The 19,194-nt window shown below is 50.5% G+C and carries 16 protein-coding genes; 7 read left to right on the plus strand and 9 right to left on the minus strand.

Going from position 1 to position 19,194, the window contains the following annotated elements; translation table 11 throughout:
• Positions 1-158 precede the first annotated feature (158 nt).
• The gene (ansA, locus tag FCL42_RS02940) at positions 159-1,169 is read right to left on the minus strand and encodes an asparaginase (RefSeq protein ID WP_136861898.1); all 1,011 of its coding nucleotides are present in this window, start codon (positions 1,167-1,169) and stop codon (positions 159-161) included.
• Positions 1,170-1,303: 134 nt separating this feature from the next.
• Positions 1,304-3,142, minus strand: coding sequence for a signal peptide peptidase SppA (gene sppA / locus FCL42_RS02945; RefSeq protein ID WP_136861899.1), 1,839 nt, complete (start codon positions 3,140-3,142; stop codon positions 1,304-1,306).
• Positions 3,143-3,376: 234 nt separating this feature from the next.
• On the opposite strand from sppA, the gene FCL42_RS02950 reads away from it, so the two are divergent.
• Positions 3,377-5,398, plus strand: a complete 2,022-nt coding sequence (locus tag FCL42_RS02950) for an NADPH-dependent 2,4-dienoyl-CoA reductase (protein ID WP_136861900.1) — start codon at positions 3,377-3,379, stop codon at positions 5,396-5,398.
• Between the two features lie 249 nt (positions 5,399-5,647).
• Here FCL42_RS02950 and FCL42_RS02955 read toward each other — a convergent pair whose 3' ends face one another.
• Both FCL42_RS02955 and FCL42_RS02960 read right to left on the minus strand, forming a co-directional pair.
• Positions 5,648-7,177, minus strand: coding sequence for a ShlB/FhaC/HecB family hemolysin secretion/activation protein (locus tag FCL42_RS02955; RefSeq protein WP_136861901.1), 1,530 nt, complete (start codon positions 7,175-7,177; stop codon positions 5,648-5,650).
• A complete protein-coding gene (locus FCL42_RS02960) occupies positions 7,170-8,636 on the minus strand; it encodes an MltF family protein (RefSeq protein WP_169308267.1) in 1,467 nt (488 codons plus the stop codon). The genes FCL42_RS02955 and FCL42_RS02960 overlap by 8 nt, the downstream gene beginning before the upstream one ends.
• 181 nt (positions 8,637-8,817) lie before the next feature.
• On the opposite strand from FCL42_RS02960, the gene FCL42_RS02965 reads away from it, so the two are divergent.
• Together FCL42_RS02965 and FCL42_RS02970 are read left to right on the plus strand one after the other, a co-directional pair.
• Entirely contained in the window at positions 8,818-9,897 is a 1,080-nt protein-coding gene (locus FCL42_RS02965; RefSeq protein ID WP_136861903.1) for a hypothetical protein, read from the plus strand.
• A 151-nt stretch (positions 9,898-10,048) separates the two neighbouring features.
• Entirely contained in the window at positions 10,049-10,846 is a 798-nt protein-coding gene (locus tag FCL42_RS02970) for an alpha/beta fold hydrolase (RefSeq protein ID WP_136861904.1), read from the plus strand.
• 73 nt (positions 10,847-10,919) lie between these two features.
• Here FCL42_RS02970 and FCL42_RS02975 read toward each other — a convergent pair whose 3' ends face one another.
• On the minus strand, positions 10,920-11,570 hold the full coding sequence (locus FCL42_RS02975) for a rhomboid family intramembrane serine protease (RefSeq protein ID WP_136861905.1): 651 nt from the start codon (positions 11,568-11,570) through the stop codon (positions 10,920-10,922).
• A gap of 161 nt (positions 11,571-11,731) precedes the next feature.
• Between FCL42_RS02975 and FCL42_RS02980 the strand changes: the two genes are divergently transcribed.
• Positions 11,732-12,520, plus strand: a complete 789-nt coding sequence (locus FCL42_RS02980; RefSeq protein ID WP_136861906.1) for an ABC transporter permease — start codon at positions 11,732-11,734, stop codon at positions 12,518-12,520.
• A gap of 206 nt (positions 12,521-12,726) precedes the next feature.
• Positions 12,727-13,065, plus strand: coding sequence for a YajD family HNH nuclease (locus FCL42_RS02985; RefSeq protein ID WP_136861907.1), 339 nt, complete (start codon positions 12,727-12,729; stop codon positions 13,063-13,065).
• Between the two features lie 215 nt (positions 13,066-13,280).
• Here FCL42_RS02985 and FCL42_RS02990 read toward each other — a convergent pair whose 3' ends face one another.
• Positions 13,281-14,183 carry a hypothetical protein gene (locus FCL42_RS02990; protein WP_136861908.1) on the minus strand — a complete coding sequence of 301 codons (903 nt, stop codon included), beginning with the start codon at positions 14,181-14,183 and terminating at the stop codon, positions 13,281-13,283.
• 1,059 nt (positions 14,184-15,242) lie between these two features.
• Between FCL42_RS02990 and FCL42_RS02995 the strand changes: the two genes are divergently transcribed.
• Both FCL42_RS02995 and FCL42_RS03000 read left to right on the plus strand, forming a co-directional pair.
• Positions 15,243-16,139 (plus strand): LysR family transcriptional regulator, encoded by an 897-nt coding sequence (locus FCL42_RS02995; protein WP_136861909.1) that lies wholly within the window; start codon positions 15,243-15,245, stop codon positions 16,137-16,139.
• 144 nt (positions 16,140-16,283) lie between these two features.
• On the plus strand, positions 16,284-16,883 hold the full coding sequence (locus FCL42_RS03000; RefSeq protein WP_136861910.1) for a short chain dehydrogenase: 600 nt from the start codon (positions 16,284-16,286) through the stop codon (positions 16,881-16,883).
• Between the two features lie 103 nt (positions 16,884-16,986).
• Here the strand turns inward: FCL42_RS03000 and FCL42_RS03005 are convergent, their stop codons facing one another.
• The 3 genes from FCL42_RS03005 to FCL42_RS03015 form a co-directional block, all read right to left on the minus strand.
• On the minus strand, positions 16,987-17,712 hold the full coding sequence (locus tag FCL42_RS03005; RefSeq protein WP_136861911.1) for an amino acid ABC transporter ATP-binding protein: 726 nt from the start codon (positions 17,710-17,712) through the stop codon (positions 16,987-16,989).
• Complete coding sequence (locus tag FCL42_RS03010) at positions 17,705-18,334, minus strand: amino acid ABC transporter permease (RefSeq protein ID WP_136862281.1); 630 nt, start codon at positions 18,332-18,334, stop codon at positions 17,705-17,707. Before FCL42_RS03010 ends, FCL42_RS03005 begins: the two co-directional genes overlap by 8 nt.
• A gap of 74 nt (positions 18,335-18,408) precedes the next feature.
• Positions 18,409-19,134, minus strand: coding sequence for a basic amino acid ABC transporter substrate-binding protein (locus FCL42_RS03015; protein ID WP_136861912.1), 726 nt, complete (start codon positions 19,132-19,134; stop codon positions 18,409-18,411).
• Positions 19,135-19,194: the final 60 nt, after the last annotated feature.

Genomic DNA, 19,194 nt, shown 5'->3' on the forward strand with positions numbered 1-19,194 from the left:
AAAGGTAAGCTGCGACATCGAAACGGCTGGTGGCTGGTGAGTGGTTTTGTTTGGCGATGAAACTCTAACCTAACCAGCCGTTTCTGTATCTATTCCCCGCTCATCCGCGAAGAACCTTAAAAAAGGGCGCCAGTGGCGCCCTTTTTAGTATGCAGCAGTTAAGGGGTGAGCTCCCCTCGAAGGCTTATCTCCATCAGCTGACATCGCTTGTCAAAGCTCAAATCTTGGCTTAACAGGAAGTGAAGCTTGGCCAAGGCTGCTTCGGTGGTCATGTCGTGGCCGCTGATCACCCCAACTTGCGACAGGGCGTTGCCGGTAGCGTAGCCAGCCATATTGACCTTGCCTTGCAGGCATTGGGTCAGATTTACAATCAAGATTTCTCGCTGTTTGGCTTCGGCAAACAACTGTAAAATTTCAGGCTCTTCTGGGGCATTACCGACGCCAAAAGAGAGCAAAATCAAGGCCTTTACCGGCTGCTGTAAAATGTTGCGGATCACCTCGGCACTGATTCCTGGGTACAGGGTCACCACGCCGATGGGCTGAGGCGTAATAGGGTGTACCTGCAGTTTTCCCTTTTGTACCAGCGGTGCCACGCCTTTATTGGGCTCAATGTGGATACCGGCTTCCAGCAGCGGTGAGAGGTTTGGGCTGCCAAAGGCGTTAAAGCCGTCGGCGTGAACCTTGGTAGAGCGGTTGCCCCGAAACAGTCGGTTATTGAAAAACAGGCTAACTTCGGCAATGGGATAGTTGGCGGCCAAGTAGAGGGCATTAAGTAGGTTCTGCTGGCCGTCAGAGCGAAGCTCTGCAAATGGAATTTGCGAGCCGGTGATGATCACTGGCTTGCCTAAGCCTTCAAACATGAATGACAGCGCTGAGGCGGTAAAGGCCATGGTGTCGGTGCCATGGAGGATCACAAAACCATCAAATTCATCGTAGCGGCTGTGGATGTCGTCAGCGATGATCTGCCAGTCGTCGGGAGACATGTTGGCGGAGTCCATCAGATCCTTGTATTCGAAGATCTCAAACTCCGGCATTTCAGCTCGTTGAAATTCAAGGTTCGCGCGGACTTTTTCGGTGAGAAAGCCGGGCGTCGGGGCATAACCATGATCGGTTTTCTGCATGCCGATGGTGCCGCCGGTGTAGGCGATGTAGATCCGTTTATTGTTCATCTTGGTAAGGGTCTAACTAACTAATGGCGGGATTATAAACCCAAACTCGACAAATATCTGGTCAAACTTAGTTGGTGATGTACCAGAGACAAAAAAGACTCCATCTAGGAGCCTTTTGGCAGGGAAATCTGAGGCTAAAGCTCAGAGCATTCCAGGCACAACAGGAAGGCGTTCTTAGGATCATTGAGAATCAGTTGTTGCTCAATGGGGGCCAGCAGCTCGCGCTTCACCATCTGCATTAGCGGGCTGGTGGAGGACTGTGGCAGCTCAATATTGGCTTCCTTCATAAACTCGCGCAACAGTTCCTGCTCTGGGCTTAGTGGTCGCTTGATGTTTTTCACATCGTATTGCTCCAAGCCTGCCAGCTCAGCGGCACCCTTGATGGCATCTTCCAGTCCGCCTAGCTCGTCAACCAAGCCAAGCTCTTTGGCCTGGATACCACTCCACACTCGACCTTGGGCCAGCTCTTCTACCTTATCCAGTTCCAGACCTCGTGAGGTGGAAACCAGAGTGATGAAGTCTTTATAACCCTTATCTAAGCTCAGCTGCATGATCGCCTTAAAGCGATCCGGAAGCGGCGATAGGGCGTTGATGCCAGCCAGTTCCGTGGTGCCGACACCATCAAAGTTTACGCCAATGGTCTTGGCAGTGTCTTCGAAGGTTTGAATCATGCCGATGATGCCAATGGAGCCGGTAATGGTGGATGGCATGGCATAGATGCGGTCAGCATTGGCGGAGATCCAGTAACCGCCGGAAGCGGCTACGGAGCTCATTGAAGAAACCACGGTTTTGCCTGCAGCCTTTAGAGCCAGTACCTCTTGACGGATCTGCTCAGATGCAGAAACGCTGCCTCCGGGGCTGTCGACACGGATAACCACCGCTTTCACGTCGTCGTCTTCACGCGCTTCGCGCAGCAGTTTGCTCATGGAGCGGCCGCCAACCAAGTTGTTAGGCTGATCGCCCGGTACGATGGCACCTTGCGCCACAATCACCGCCACTTTCGGGTTGGCACTTGGCAGATCAAATGGCATCTGAGTTTGGGCCTGATAAGCGCGCCAGCCAATGCCGTTGAACTTGCTGTCATCGTCAGCTAGAGTGCCGAAACGCTCAATCAGATCGTCACGCATGGCCACCGAAGTCATCACCTTGTCCACCAACCCAAGTTGCAAGGCAAACTGAGCGAAGTCGCCGTCAGCAGCGCGAAGACCGGCTTCTACCTCTTCTAAAGAGGCATCTAACAGGGCAGGGTCGATGTCACGATTGGCACTCACCAAGGTTTTGTAATGGCCCCAAATGTCACCAAGTAGTGCCATGTTGGCTTCTTTGGCTTCAGCGGACATGTCGGTGCGGGTGTAACCTTCGGCGAACGATTTGTACTTACCAACGCGGAAAAGATGGGTTTTTACGCCAATTTTGTCCAGCACCTCTTTATAGAACAGGCGGTACATGCCCATGCCATCGATGCTGACCATGCCGCTGGTGTCCAGTTGAACTTCATCAGCGTAGCTGGCAAGCAGGTAGGGGTTTTGGCCAAACCAGCCGCCTTGGGCGATAACCGGTTTGCCGCTGGCTTTAAAGGTCTGCAGTGCATCACCCAGTTGTTGCAACTTGGCGGTGCCTGCGCGAAGACCCGCTGGGCGAAGCACAATACCGCTGATGCGTTCGTCTCCGGCAGCGTGCTCAATCATCTCGATGAGCGCTTGAAGTTCAATCTCTTGTTCCTGCTCTTCGCCGCCACTGGCCAGCAGCGTAAATGGGTCAAGTTCTTGCTCTTGCTCAACCAAGGTGCCGGTCAGATTCAGTACTAATGCTGCGTCTTGTGGTACCTGAGGTGCGGATTCTTGGTTCATCGCCACAACGATGGCGGCTAAGATCCCGAAAAAGATCAGGTTGAGCACCAACTTACGGAAGCCATTAATGGTTTTCCATAGCAGTGAAAATACTCGTATTATGAAGGGTTTTTTCGAAGGCATTAGGCCGCATTTCCTCGCGTAAATCGTTTCGTTCACTGAATACTTAAGTATCGAATATTCTCGATCTTTTTCATCGTAAACCCGAGTGCTAAAACTCTATCCTATCCAAGGTTTTACTCACTTGCACCTTCCAATTGTAAGTCTTTTTGATGGTGCATTAGACAAAAGTTGTGATCTGGGTCACCTCAGGGTAATCTGGACACACGTTTTAAATGGATGTTTAAAGGTTGGACCATGTCATTTCCGCAGATGTTATCGCCCTTGGATTTGGGCTTTACTACCTTAAAAAACCGTGTGTTGATGGGATCGATGCACACCGGCCTTGAGGAGGAAAAGGGCGGCTTTGATAAGCTGGCGGCCTTCTTCGCCGAGCGTGCTCGCGGAGGCGTGGGGCTGATTGTGACCGGCGGGATTTCGCCAAACTTTCGCGGCCGAGTGGCACCGCATTCTGCTCAGTTGAGCTTCCCGTGGCAGGTTTCCAAGCACCGAAAAATCACCGATGCAGTGCATAAAGAGGGCGGTAAAATCGCCATGCAGCTACTGCACTCGGGTCGTTATGGCTACCACCCATTCAACGTGTCGGCCAGTAAGATCAAAGCACCAATTAACCCATTTAAACCATCAAAGCTCAGTGCTCGTCAGGTTCGCGGTACGGTAAGGGATTACGCCAACTCTGCTCGCTTAGCGCAAAAGGCGGGTTACGATGGGGTTGAGATCATGGGCTCTGAAGGGTATCTGCTCAATCAGTTCCTATGTACGCGCACCAATAATCGTACTGACGAATACGGCGGTGATATTGAAGCCAGAGCCAAGTTCCCGCTGGATGTGGTGCGCTCGGTGCGTGAAGCCGTGGGCGAGAAGTTCATCATTATCTTCCGCCTGTCGATGCTGGATCTGGTTGAAGGCGGTAACGATTGGGACGAGGTGGTGCAGTTGGCGAAATGGCTTGAACAAGCGGGCGTGACCATCATCAATACCGGTATTGGCTGGCACGAAGCTCGAGTTCCTACCATTGCCACTAGCGTTCCTCGTGCGGCGTTTTCTGGCATTACTGAACGTTTGCGCAGTGAAGTGTCGGTACCTCTGGTTGCCACCAACCGCATTAATACTCCAGAGGTGGCTGAAGAGATTCTTGCGAGTGGTCAGGCAGACATGGTGTCTATGGCCCGTCCACTGTTGGCCGACGCTGAATTTGTGAATAAAGCGGCCCGCAATGAAGCGGAAGACATCAACATCTGCATCGGTTGTAACCAGGGCTGTCTGGACCACACCTTTAAGCTAAAGCGTGCCACCTGCTTGGTGAACCCGTTCGCCTGTTATGAGACCGAACTTAAGCTGGAAGCCAACGCATCTGGCAAATCGGTGGCCGTGGTGGGTGCTGGTCCTGCGGGCATGGCATCGGCCTGTTACGCGGCAGAGCGAGGCTTTAGCGTTACCTTGTTCGAAAAGAGCGATACTTTGGGTGGCCAATTTAATCTGGCCAGTAAGATTCCAGGTAAAGAGGAGTTTCAGGCGTCACTGGCGTACTTTACCCAGCGCCTCGAGCGTCTTGGCGTTAAGGTCTGTCTGAACACCCCAGCGCAGGCGGACAGCCTAAAGTCCTTTGACCACGTCATTGTGGCCACCGGGGTAACGCCAAGAGTTCCTAAGTTGGACGGCGCTGATCATGCCAAAGTGGTTACCTATCAGCAGGTACTCAGTGGCGAGGTCGAAGTGGGCCGTAAAGTGGCGCTGATGGGCGCCGGCGGCATTGGCTTTGATATGGGCGAGTTTCTATCAGAAGCTCATGAGAGTGCCACTTTGCATCCTCAGGTGTGGCTCAAGCAATGGGGCGTCGATACTCAGTACCAAGTTGGTGCCGGATTGACCGAGCGTGACAGCACCGCATTTGAGTCTGCTCGTGAAATCACCTTGCTGCAGCGTAAAACCACCAAGCCTGGAAAGGGCTTGGGGAAAACCACCGGCTGGATCCACCGAGCGGTCCTGACCGATCGCGGCGTGACCATGTTGAGTGGGGTGGATTACCTGAAAGTTGATGATGCTGGCTTGCACATTCGTCACGAAGACCAAGATAAGGTACTGGATGTGGATCATGTGGTGCTGTGTACCGGACAGGAATCAAACCGAGGTTTGCTGCCTGAGCTGGAAGCGGCTCAGATCCCTTACGTTATGGTTGGTGGTGCCGAGTTAGCGGCAGAGCTGGACGCCAAGCGAGCCATTCGTCAGGCGGCAGAAGTGGTTGGCAGCTTAAACTAGGATCTATTTATCTTTGGTAATTAGATTTTGACCTAGGATAACGGCTTTTAATCAAGGAAAACGATTGAAGGTACAGTAGTTCTACGTCGAAATGGTTTGATGCTGGTTCTAAAGAGAGATTTTCTAACGCAGCATGGGGGCCGATTAAATTGGCCCTCCGGGAAGCCCTATAAACCACACGAGCGATTTAACTCAGAACAAAACAAGTCAATGTATGGGGCAAAAATAAGCACGAAAGGTAAACGGGCCCTAAAAGTAGCTTCTGACTTCAAGACGCCACTCAATCTCATCCACCTCATCGTCGTCGCTGATGGGGTGGCTGAGATCCATATGAATGACGTTATTGCTGGAGTGTGAGGAGTACAGCCTCAACCCCACGCCGACGCTTTGTAACAGATCCTGATCGTCACTCTGATAGGGACTATCGCCAAAGGCTTGGCCGATATCCCAAAACATCACCGCGCCCACTTCCAATAATTGATACCAGCTCCAGCCTGGGTAGTAACGCATCTCGTTGGTGAACAGTGCCGTGTGCTCCCCATGTTGGTAAGCCACAGGAAAGCCTCTAAGGTCGGTATCGCCTCCGAGGCTGACCGGTTGGTCGTCATACTGGTTGTCACTGAAGGTGAGATCCAACCGATTGAACCAGACCCAGCGCTCCGCCAGTTGCCAAAAGTGGTGCTGATAGCCTTGAATCAGCCATTGATAGTCATCTTTAGTGGGGCGCAGTTCTGCATTGGCACCGATGAACCAGCGCCGTTTGGAATTCAGCTGCCAACCTTGCTGAACTCCAGCGGCAAACGTGGGTTTGTTGTAAGCAAAATCGAAGCCGGCTCTTAGCCAGTAATCACTGCCGAAGTTGACGTCTTCCACCGTATTGATGAGGTAGAGGTTGGTGACTTCGGTAAAGTGATCTTCAAGGTAATGCCACTGCAACCAAAGGTGGTGACTTTCTCGATTTTGAGGCAATAGGGTGGTGGTGTCGATGGCATCAAACTGCAGATCTTCATAGTCGTAACCCACTCGCCAGCGCTGACTGTGATTGCCCTCGCGGCCCTGTGACCAGCCCCAACTGAGATTGGCACCGTGAATGATTCGAACAAACTCGTTGACGGTGTCGCCCCCTTGTTTGATCGGATGTTCCAGTTGTTCATGTTCATAGGCTAGGTTGGTAGACCAGCGGGTGTCCATGGCGAAAAAGGGACGGTTGAGCTGAACGTATTGTCGCTCGCCATCGTCGCTGTCAACTAGAGTGAGGCGGCCATCAAAATGTTGGCCTAAAAACAGGCCGGAGCGTACGTCGATTACGTAGCCGCTGCGGTCGGTTTCATCGAAGTAGGCAAGCTCAGTGCTGATCCCAAGTCCAAGAAGGTTATCTTCCATTATCCCAAGACCTAGTTTGGACTCACCGCCTTGTCGGGAAAAATCGAACTTGGGGATCAGCGACCAGGTGTCCCAGGTGTGAACCACCACCTCGTCTTGCTGCTTGGTGATCTTGGCGTCTCGTAGGTAGCTTAAGCTGCGTAGATAGCGCTCGGCTTCGTACGTGGCCTTGGGATCGTTGCACAGATCAAAGCCAACGAGCTTGTCCTCGATGGTTCGCTCTTGGGTGATAAGGTGCAACCAGTTGGCCCAATCGTGCAGCCAGGTAAAGCCCGGCTCGCTCTCCTCAAACACATTAAAATTGGTGATCACCGTTTGGCAGTCATCTTTGGTCTGCTCGCTTGCCCAGCTTGGCGCGAGCAAGCATAGGCTCAATATGCCAAAGCCCTTAGTCATCAATCACCTCAGGCGTAGGGCTAAGCAGCAGCGGCCCTTTCTGGGCCTGCTCAGACAGAATGCGTTTATGGATCACGAAGTGACGATAGATGTTGGCCACGTAGGTCACGGTTTCCCGGCCAATGTAGGCCGATGCCAGCAGTTCAACATTTTGAAACCACACATCGGGGTCCAGGCCTCGAGATTTGGCCATGCGTCGTAATCGGTTGATGCGGTTCGGGCCCGCATTGTAGGCGGCCATGGCGAAGATCGTGCGGTTAAATTCATCCAGATCAGGGTCATTAAAGTAATCGTCTCGAAGTTTGGCCAGATAGCGGGTGCCGGCGTGGATGTTGGTATTAGGGTCGGTCAGATTACTAAAACCCAGCTCTTTGGCGGTGGAAGGCAGCACCTGCATGATGCCGATGGCGCCGGCGTCGCTCTTGGCGTTGGCATCGTACTTAGACTCTTGAAATGCAAAGGCGCTGAGCAGCACCCAGTCAAACTGGTATTGTTTGCCAAACTCTTGAAACCACTGTTTGTATTGCTTTTGTCGGTCTCGGGTCTTTTCTGATTTCAGTCGAGTAAGCCAGCGATCGCTTTCCAAAAAGCGCTGCTTGAGAATGTTAAAAGTGCGGCCGCCATCTTGGTAGGTGAGGGCATAGCGGTCGACCAAGGCTTTTAGCTCGGGACTCTGCTTGCGAATCCCGTAGGCTAGCTCTCCAAATGCGCGAATGGGCTCGGCAAAGGCGACTAAATCCGGCCACCACTGCTGCCACACTGGTAATTTATGTTGGTCTATCACCGTGGCTTCAATTAAGCCGGCGTTGACCCAGCGCAGCAGATCTTCATCTTGTAACCTAGGGTCGATAAGCTCGATGTTAAGTGGGGCAAGGTTTTGGCCAATGAGAGTGCGATTGAGCTTAAGCACGCTGTCGTAATAGCTGGACTCTTCTCGAAGCCAGATGGTGGTGCCTGCCAGTTCGGCCATGGTGGCAGGGGCGTTGTCTTTGTGGGTGATAAGCAGTTCTTTGACGTCCGACGCATAAGGTTTTGAAAAGTCGATGAGTTGCAGGCGACGAGTGGTGATGGTGAGGTTCGCAAAGATCACATCGCCATAGCCTTCAACTAGATAGGGGATGAGTTTGTCTCGGCTAACCGGAATCACTGTTACCTTAAGCAGTTTGGCCTTTGCCCCTAAGGCGCGCTTGATAAAGGCTTCAAAGTTGCGGGTGTTTTCAACGGTGATACCTCGGGGATGACCGGCATCGAAATAGAACCAGCCCAAACCAAAACTGGTTAGCACTCGAATTTCGCCGCGCTCGAGCATATTGTCCAGATCGCCCCCCCAAGGCTCGGTGAGAACTGGCCAAACGTCATCCAATGGCGATGGCTCTAGCTCCTCACCATGGAGGTTTCCTGTAACAAAGAGTAACAGGGCAAACAACCACAAATTAAGAGTTAAGGGGTGTATTCTCATATGCGCTCGTTGAGTAAACCATTGATAATAAGTGTAGAAGGTTGGCGAGCCCCGTGTTGAAGTCGTGACAAATTTCATCAAATACCGCCAAAACTGTTAATCGGGTAGTTTTTGCGCAGACATCCTTGGGGATTTTGGATAACCTTGTGGTGAGATCGACCTTAATTTTGTGGGAATGGAATTGAACACCCTGTTTTGTTTGCGTGGGTACGATAACGCCGCGCGTTTTTTAGCGATTCAGATCGCTCTGCTGTTTTCAGCCCTTATCTTCATTGGCCTGTTCTTGAGCTTACCGATGGCGTCGAGCTACGTCGCTTTGGTGCTGGCGTGGTTGGCGCTGCCACTAAGCTGGATGACCGCAAAACGCCGAGGTGCGGAAGCCAAAACGTCAGGCCTATTGGTGATGTTACCGCCGTTGGCGCTAGCGCTGTTTATTGCGTTGATTCCCTACCTTAATGCCGTGGGTTTTTGGCTTGGATTTGTGCTAGTGGTGGCTGCCAGTGCCGCGTTGGCTATTAAGCCTGCGAAGGCCAATACCAAGGCCGTATCTCTCTATGGCTATCGCGGTCCTCTGGGTCATCTTCTTAGTGCCAAGTCCTACCATGGTAGCCGAGTTGAGCCATCCTTAGTGGGGGGCGAAGCGCCGGCCTCAGAACCTGAGCCGACAGAGGAGGTCGACGCCGAGCCGGCCATTCCGGCAACCCAGCTCTATCTGCAAGGTGTTAAAGCGTTTGCTGGCCAGTGTGTTGGTAAACTGCGCATCGCTGCAGGTGCAGTTACTTTAGTGTTGGTGGTTTTACCTTGGGTGAGCACCATCGATTGGAGTGGCATGATGTCACAGCCTGACGTGGTTGAAAAGGCTGAAAAACCAGTGGAGCCAGTGGTCGAAAAACCTCGTGCCGAGGCGATTTTGGAGATGCCAGATCAATACTGGTTATGGCTTAATGATGGCTTGCTGTCGGTTCGCTGGCAGGGAGACGAAGCTCCTGTTGGTGAGTTGTGGAACTACGCCACCGCCAAAGGTGATGCCGACTGTGCCGAACTGGTTTTCAACGACGACAGCGCATTTCGCCCATTCCGTGTCGATGTTGAGGCTGACAGCTACTATTTGGCGCAGTTCTCTCCGTTGGATACCGAGACCATCATTCGCCAAATCGCTCGCCGTGGCTCTTTTGAGCTCTGTGGTTATGACTTTAGCCTCAAGGGCAGCACCAAGGCGCTGAAAAGCCACAGCCACTTTGAATGGTTCTTAACGAGATAGCCGTCACGCCCACAAGTCGAACAATGAAACCGGTCACAATGACCGGTTTTTTATTGCCTAATGTTTAAATAACCGAGCTTAGATCAAATTATTCGCCAAAAAATAACATTAGAGTGATTGCTCTAATTGAGGTGATTTCAAGGAACTAAGGATGACTGAGCGAATCTACGTTGGCGAGATGGAGGTGCATCTCGAAGGCAGTGGCGACGAAACTGTGGTGATGATTCACGGCTGGCCTGATAACCATACCCTGTGGGATCCTCAGGTTGAGATGCTCAAAGGGCATTTCCGCTGTGCGCGTTTTACCCTGCCTGGCTACGATCCTAACCACGTTCGTAAGTTGCACGACGTTGATGACCTTGTGCTGCAGATCTCCCGCGTGGTGGATGCCGTTAGTCCAGACAAGCCGGTCACCTTATTGATTCACGATTGGGGCAGTGTTTGGGGTTATCAGTACTACCTGCGAAACCAAGACCGCGTTAAGCGCATTGTGTCTGTGGACATTGGTGATGCGGGCTCTAAGCATCATGAGCTTTCCACCAAGGCCAAACTGTTTATCTTTGGGTATCAGATGTGGTTGGCCACTGCGTGGAAAATCGGCGGCAACCTAGGCGACCGCATGACTCGGTACATGGCTGGCGTGGTGAAGGCTCCCGGCGCGCCTGAAACCATCCATTCAGGAATGACATACAGCTATTTCTGGAAATGGCACTCTACCTTTACCGGTAAGCCTCTGAATATGTTGCCATTAAAAGTTGAGTGTCCACTGCTGTTTATCTACGGCGCGGACAAAAAGGCCAGTTTTCACTCCGAACATTGGCAACAACAAATGGCAGAGATCCCAGGCAACCGAGTGGAAGGCTTGCCCACTGGCCACTGGGTGATGCGAGATGAACCAGAGCAGTTTAATCGCATCGTTTTTGAGTGGCTGACCAAACCCGTTAATTAATGAAACTGACTTTAGGGCTGCTGAGCTTTTTTACTGATTAAGACGCAAAATGAGCACCAAAGCTCAGTAAGCCCTAACCTTTTTTGTCCGATGAGGAGTCTGTCTCCAGCCAATAGGGCTCCTCATCGTCATCCTCTTTCTCTCCTTCCCAATCGTATTTTTTCCGCTCCGGCATGGGATCCCAGCGTTTAAACATCAACGCACAGGCCAGCCCAGTAAGTCCCCCAAAAAGGTGATACTCAAAAGAGATTTCTGGATCGCGTGGGAAGATGGTCATCAACATGCCGCCGTAGAGAAAAAACGCGATCATCATCAATGCAATAGAGCGGCGGTCGCGGCGAAATAGGCTGACGAAAAATAGATAGAAAAATAGCCCATGAGTAATGCCACTGGCTCCAAGGTGATACGCGCTGCGGCCAAACACCCATACCCCGAGTCCCGAGCCAATCCAAACCAGCAGCAACACCCAAAATCGAGACTTAGGGTAACCGTAGAGTAGGGCGGCACCCAAAATCAGCAGCGCCATGCTGTTTGACGCAAGATGTCCCACAGAGCCGTGCACCAAAGGCGCCGTTAAAATACGCCAGAGGGTGTGAGTGTGCCTTGGGTACACAGCCCACTGATGGGAGTCGATGCCAAACAGTGGCAGCGCGATCATTAAGCACCACAGCGCTGCAACGGCAATGGCCGCCCATTTAATGCTGTTTAGCAATCGATTTGGCATAGCGACTCCTTGATGCAAGAACCGATCTGCAGCTTAGAAGATCGGTTAATAAAAACTAACAAGCAAAGACAATCAATAATTTAGTAGCATGGGGGATTACTATCCTTGGGGCGCCACTGTGCCTTTGCAAGGGCTGACGTTGGCGGAATGCACACATAATTATGATTGATGTCTCTTGGCTGTTGTTGACCAGCTTTCTATTTATCCTAGTGATTCCTTGGGGAATCGACCGCTACTTCGGCCTTGGTTTGGCCAGAGAGGGCGCTGTTGCTGTAATACGAATGGTGGCGCAGTTGGTGCTGGTTGGCCTGTACCTAAACTATCTGTTTGCGCTGGATAGCCCATGGGTAAATGGCGGCTGGGTGATGTTGATGATCATCATTGGTGCCAGTTCGGTATCGGCGAAGTCAAATCTGCCACGAAAACTGGCAATGGCGCCAATTGCCACTGGCATGGCGGTGGCGATGCTGCCGCTGCTGATGGTGATCATTATTGGCGTGATTCAGCCTAGTCATTTTCATGATGCGCGTTATTTGATTCCCCTTGCTGGCATGCTACTGGGTAACAGTTTGGGGGCGCTTATCATGGCGCTGCATCGATTGGTGACCGCATTCGAGGAGCGAAAAGGGGAGTATCACGGCGCGCTGGCTCTTGGTGCCACGCCAAGACAAGCCTGCGCCCCTTTTGTTGAGCACGCTCTTAGGCAAGCGTCGGCGCCAATTTTGGCCTCCACCAGCACCACTGGTTTGGTCACGCTGCCAGGAATGATGACCGGTCAGATATTAGGCGGCGCCGATCCTCTGGTGGCAATTAAGTATCAGATGCTGATCATGGTTGCGATTCTCGTGATGGTGACCAGCTCCGCCGCGCTGACACTGGCGCTGGCGGTAGGTCGACTTACCGACCGCAATGGCCGACTATTGGTGCCGCCTCCTGCGAAAGCGAAGTAGAGGATGAGTATTTCGCGTTGGTAGAACGTGATTAGCCGATAATTCGCAGCACAAATTCTGCATCGCCCAGTGCTCATCACAAGCGCTAGATTGCGGACTGAACGGCGAATTGCGCTATCGTGATTTTCAGCGCAATTCGAGGCTTCTGTCTGCGCCAGAGTTCTTGTTATAGTGTGCCGATAGATGTTGTATTCACGGAGAGCCTGATGGCCATCATCCCAAAAAACTACGCGTCGTTGGAACAAGGCTACCGCGACAAAGCACTGAAACTTTTCCCTTGGGTTTGCGGCCGCTGTGCTCGCGAGTTTCAGTACTCCAATTTGCGTGAGCTAACGGTTCACCACATTGACCACGACCACACCAACAACCCGTCCGATGGTTCGAACTGGGAACTTTTGTGTCTGTATTGCCATGACAACGAGCATGAGAAATACACCCAGGCTGCGGAATACGGCAGTACCGTACAAGCGGGTGAAGATCTCAACCGTGAAGCCGCCACCCACAATCCCTTCGCCGATCTTAAAGCGATGATGGGTAAGAAGTAAGGTTACAGCTCTAGGCAGAAAGCCCCTGCAGTCTTCGATTGCAGGGGCTTTTTAGACTTTGGTACAAATCAGTTAGTTTGCTGGCATTAAATATCGCTTAGTCCTCCAAACGCTGAAAACTAGCTGCAGACCATCAATCAAAACTTCTCTTTTGTTGAAAGCTAACCTTTGGAATTAGCTTGATGCAGAATTGTCAGTTTCCTCTAAGAGAGCGACTATAGGCATCGAGCTACAGATTCACAATGGTTTTCGTCACACTCAAAGGTGAATTCACAATGAGAGTTACCACCGCCCCCTCCACCCATGGTTAACCCTAACATTGTCATCCAAGAAGAGAATGAGCCGTAACTGCCTGCCGATATATTTCCTTGATAATTCCTTGCTTGGATTTTAGATCTTGGAATAATTTGCTTATTTATATCCCATGCGTATTGTGTTGGATAGTATTCAATGTACAAGTCTTTTCCTAACAACCCTGCCTTTAATTGAACTGCTCTGGTTGTACCATCTGAAAACTCAACGACAACCTTTACTGAATCTAAAACTTTAGTACTCACAGATACCAACAATCCATCTAAGGTTATTTGAGCATTCGAAGCTAAAATATTTCCAATCATTTGAACTTCTGTGAGTTGTTGTTTTACACTTTCTAATCTATTCAGGTGATCAGTGATGTAAACTTGAAAGCCTGTATCATCAATTAAACTGTCATAGACATTTTTGTATGGCCCTGTCGCAGGTATTCTTACTTTGCCGTCTACCAAATCAGGTATTTCTTTTATTTCATCAATAATACTATTGAAATCTTGCTGTAGTTGCATATTCCTGGGTTTTATTGCAGCAGATACAATCGTAGAATATGGATTATTGTTTTTTGACGGGGAAAAATCTAATTCGGAAGGCTGAATCGTTACCGTAACTTCGGTGAAACGTCTATTCATGGTATCGATAAACACAAGGTCATAGGTTCCAATATCAGCCCTGCTGAACAAAGTCTTAGATTTGAGACGAATATCAGTATCGCTGCAGGATTCACATTCAAATAGATTGGCTGCACTTGCAGGGTGGCTTAAAAAACCAAAGCCCAAAATTAAAAGTGCCAATATTCTTAAGTACATGCTTCATATCTTCCTTTAAAACTCTAATTGTATCTTGATTGTATTTGAATTATAGGAAGTAGCTTTTCTTTTAATTCACACTATTCGCTTCTGCTTTTTTTGTTGTTTATTATCAATTAGATACGGCATCAAGGTAATACTTATCTCACAAGAGAAATGAAATAGATCTCAATAGATTCTAGGCCATTTATGGGCGGCTTTGCTATCTCTTGACGAGCAAGACCAGAAGCTGGACAGATAAAGTAGAAGGGGGCTTGTTGTACACTAATCCGATTGCTCAACGACGATGAGCGTTTGTAGACTGTCGCCCAACCGCAGCTCCGTGCCACCATATACTTTCACCGTCCCCTTAAATTGTGGTGTGAATGAAAACTCGAACGTGCCGTTAAATATGACGCCATTAACTTCCACTTGGCTCATCTGTCCTTTTACATAAACATCTGCTGTACATACTCTGTATTCAAGCGTCGGAGCCCCGTCAATCACCCACGCTTTTCCAAATGGGACTGTATAACTTTCTTGTAGCTTTAGCTCAAATTCATTGGCGAAAACTGAGTTAGAAAGGAAAAGAAGTATTGGTAAGTAAATGCGCAGGGTGCACCTTTGCGTACAATCGTATGTTTAGTTGAATTCTGATTAAACCCAAGGCAACTCGAGCGACTTGTCGCAGCATCGGCTTTCGCAAGAGACGAACCAAATATAATATTGATTAAAATTCAATAAGTTAACTTTTTGGGGCATTGTTAGGTTCATAGGTGCTTGGGGTGGTGGTCACATAAAGGTCACCTAAATAAGTGGATACCGAATCAGACCAATGGGTTTCCTTAAGTTTAGAGTTTTGAACATCGGCCTTCGTCGACTATGTGGTAATTGGTCTCAAGGGCACTGGTCGCATTTGACAACAACCTGACTTTCACTTCAGAGAGTTTGGGTAAGTTTGGTCTGATTACCATCTTTTTAACAACCAAATAGAGCAGGGGACAGAACTCTGTTATAACTATTGGTTGAAACTAAAGCCAATTCTCAACACGTTTTAAACAGTTTGACAGAGAGTCTCCCATGCTGCCATCCCAACTTCCGCTATTTGTCTGTGCCGCCCAAGAGGGCAGTTTCTCTGCTGCAGGTCGCAAACTGGGTATCTCAGCAGCGGCAGTGAGTAAGGGAGTCGCTTCGCTGGAGAAGCAAACCGGGGTGCGGCTGTTCCATCGCAATACGCGCCAGTTCTCCTTAACTGAGGATGGAGCTAACTTACTGAGGCGAGTTGGGCCACTGCTGAGCGAACTGGAAGAGAGCATTGATGGCCTAACTGAGCAGAACCGCAGTCCTTCAGGGCGACTAAAGGTCAATTTGCCTGACAGCTATGGCCGCAAATTTGTCATGCCTTACATTGCGGAGTTTATGAACCTCTATCCAGACATTGAGCTGGATTTGGTGCTTAGCGACAGCGTGCTCGACATCATCGATGAGGGGTTTGATGTCAGTGTGGGCAATCGCATTAACGAAGACAGCCGTTTGGTGGCTCGAACTATCCATCAGATGCAAAGTGGTATTTTTGCTAGCAGAGAGTATGTCGACCAATTTGGTTTGCCGGATTCTATTGAAGCGCTGAGTCAACACAGTGCTATCATCTATCGGCCCCTGTCTAGTGGCCGCCTCTACAACTGGCCGTTAAAAGATGCTGAGGGGCACCACATTCAGTTTATCCCTAAAGGCAAGGTCTCCATCTCTAATATCAGTTCGGCCAAGATGCTATTACGGCAGAATGTCGGTATCGCTTACATGGGCCGCTGGCATGTTGAGCAGGAGCTTGCTAAAGGCGAGGTGGTGCCAGTGTTAGAGTCGGCCTGGGCTGAACCTAAGCCGGTTTGGCTTTACTATTCATCCCGAGAGAACCTTCCTAAACGAACTCGCCTGTTTATCGACTTTTTAGTAGAAAAGATGGCTAACGCTAGTTAGAGGTAAGCAGGGACTGCCTAGGTTAACTTTAAACTTCAGGTTAAAGGTGAAACAACGTTTACCCCACTACCGGGAATGACTGCTAAGGACAATAATGGGTCCATCTGATGCCGCTGGCATTGTAATACCCTCTCGGAGTAAGTCATGAAAAAAGTTCTTGTACTGGGCGCCACAGGCCTAGTTGGTAAGGCGTTAGTTGAGCAGTTAAAAGGTGAAGCAGAAGTGGTGGAAGCTTCTTTTAATCACCCTGAAAATCCGTTTGATATCGCTAAGCCAGAGTCGCTTAAAGCGTTGTTTGAGAAAGTGGGTAAGGTTGACGCCATCCTATGTACAGCGGGTGTTGTCACCATGACCGATTGGCACAATGACAACGATGATGAGTGGAACTTTGGTATCCAAAACAAGATGATGGGCCAGATCAACACCATGAGATTCGGCGAAAAATACGTTAACGATGGCGGTGCCATTGTGCTCTCCACCGGTATTTTGGCTCAGTATCCGTTCAAAGGCAGCAGCATAGTAACTACAGTCAATGCCGCCGTTGAGGCTGCGGTAAAAGCAGCGTCGGTTGAAGTGGATCGCATTCGTTTTAATGCCGTGTCCCCAGGGTGGGTTGCGGAAACCATGGTGGCCATGGGGATGGATCCCGAGCCAGGCCTGCCAGCCAATGAGGTGGCCAAACGCTATATCGACTTGATGGATAGCAGCACCAGTGGCGAGGTTGTTTTGGCGGTAAAACAGTAAAAAACCGCACTGTCTGATTTGATTTACAACAAGGCCAGCACCTCGGTGCTGGCCTTGTTGTATTAGGGCATTAACGGTGCAAACTTTGGCTTATGCAAAGCGGTTAACGCAACACCTTGCTGAGGAAGCTTTGGGTTCTTGGATGCGTTGGCGCATCAAAGATCTGTTCTGGCGTGCCAGACTCCATGATGATCCCCTGATCGATAAACAGCACTCGGTCGGAAACCTCTTTGGCAAACCCCATTTCGTGAGTCACGATCACCATGGTCATGCCTTGCTCGGCAAGCGCCTTCATCACGTCCAGCACATCGCCAACCATCTCGGGGTCCAGCGCTGAGGTTGGCTCATCAAACAGCATCACCTTTGGCTGCATCGCCAAGGCTCTGGCGATGGCGACCCGCTGCTTTTGGCCACCGGATAGGCTGGAAGGGTAGACGTCGGCTTTATGATCCAGTCCCACCATCGCCAGCAGTTCAATGGCTTTGTCTTTTGCGTCACTGGCGCTGAGTTTACCCAGTTTTACCGGCGCAAGGGTGATGTTGTCGGCCACCGTTAGATGAGGGAACAGGTTAAAGTTCTGAAATACCATGCCCACTTTTTGTCGTAGGGCATCTACGCAAGCGCCCGGTGCAGACAGGGATTCGCCCTCGATAAAGATCTCCCCCTGTGTTGGGGTTTCCAGCAAGTTTAAACACCGAAGAAAGGTACTTTTACCGCTGCCGCTGGGGCCGATGATGCTTACCACTTCACCGGTGGCGATGGACTCGCTGATTCCTTTAAGCACCTCGGTTTGGCCAAAGGTTTTATGAATGTCGGTTACCTTAATCACTTTGCTTTAGCCTCTTTTCAAACTTGGACAACATAAAGGTGAAGATGTAGGTCAGCATCAGGTAGATAAGGGCACAGGTAAACAGTGGCACCGTATCTTCAAAGGTTCTGCTTCGGATAATCTCGCCAGCCCGCATTAGATCCACGCCGCCAATAAAGCCGATCACCGCAGTTTCTTTCAGTAGCACGATAAATTCGTTACCCAGCGCCGGTAAAATGTTCTTGATTGCCTGAGGCAAAATCACCAGCTTCATGGTTTGGTTGTGGGATAAGCCCAGCGACCGCGCCGCTTCCGCTTGCCCTTTATCAACCGCATCGATACCGGCTCGGATGATCTCTGAGATATAAGCGCCGCTATTAAGACCAAAGGCGATGACCGCTGCGGTGATCTTATCCACGTCCAGTGAAGCCAATACGATGAAGTAGAGGATCACCAACTGAACCACCACCGGAGTGCCTCGAATGACGCTGACGTAGAAGTTGGCAGGCCAACTTAGGTACCACTTACCGGACTGCTTCATCAGGGTGGTGGCCACCCCAAGTAACGAGCCTAAAATCGTTGCCAGTAGGGTGACCATCAATGTCACCTTAAGGCCGTTAAGAATCAGATAGATTCCCACCATGCCATCGTTGCCGATGGGGGTGAACAGGGACTGAATAATGCTTTCCACTACGCTTTCCTCAACCACGCCCTAGGCTATTGCATGTGCTTGGCGAGTAGTGCGTCGAAGCTGCCATTTTGCTTCATGGTATCGATGCTGGCGTTGATCTGCTTAAGCAGTTCAGGGTTATTCTTAGCCACGGCCAGTCCGTAGTACTCTGCATCAAAATTCAGTTTCTGCATCTTAAGCTGTGGGTTTTTGGCTAGGTGCTTCGCCGCCGGTTCGCTGTCAAACAGTACCATGTCCACTTTGCCGTTTTTCAGCTCCATAATGGCTTCAAAACCGGTGTTGAAAGCGGTGACATTATCGCTTAGCTCTTTGGCCATGATGTCGCCGGTAGAGCCCAGCTGCACGGCAATGTGCTTGCCTTTAACGTCGTCAACGCTGTTGATGCTGACGTTGGTTACCGGCGTGATCACCACCTGAGTGGCTTCATAGTAAGGTTGGGAAAAATCCACGCTGGCTTTGCGTTCTGGGGTGATGGTCATGCCGGCAGCCACCATATCCACCTTACCGGCGTTAAGGGCCACAATCAGCGAATCAAACTTCATGTTTTCCACTTTTAGGGTTTTGCCCTGATCGGCGGCAATCTGTTTCGCCAAGTCGATGTCAAAGCCCAACACCTCATCGCCAGTAGCACCGCCGATGTATTCGAATGGAGGGAATTCGGCGTTGGTGCCTACCACCAGATATTCCTCTTTCGAGCCGCATCCGGTTAGGGTCAGGGTAGCGAGTGTCAGTGCTGCAATGGTCTTTTTCATAATCTGGCTCTCATCATCAGGAGTGAATTCTTCTGTTGGGAGCACTATAGGAATTCCCCA

The sequence above is a fragment of the Ferrimonas aestuarii genome (assembly GCF_005116665.1).
Lineage (GTDB): Bacteria > Pseudomonadota > Gammaproteobacteria > Enterobacterales > Shewanellaceae > Ferrimonas > Ferrimonas aestuarii.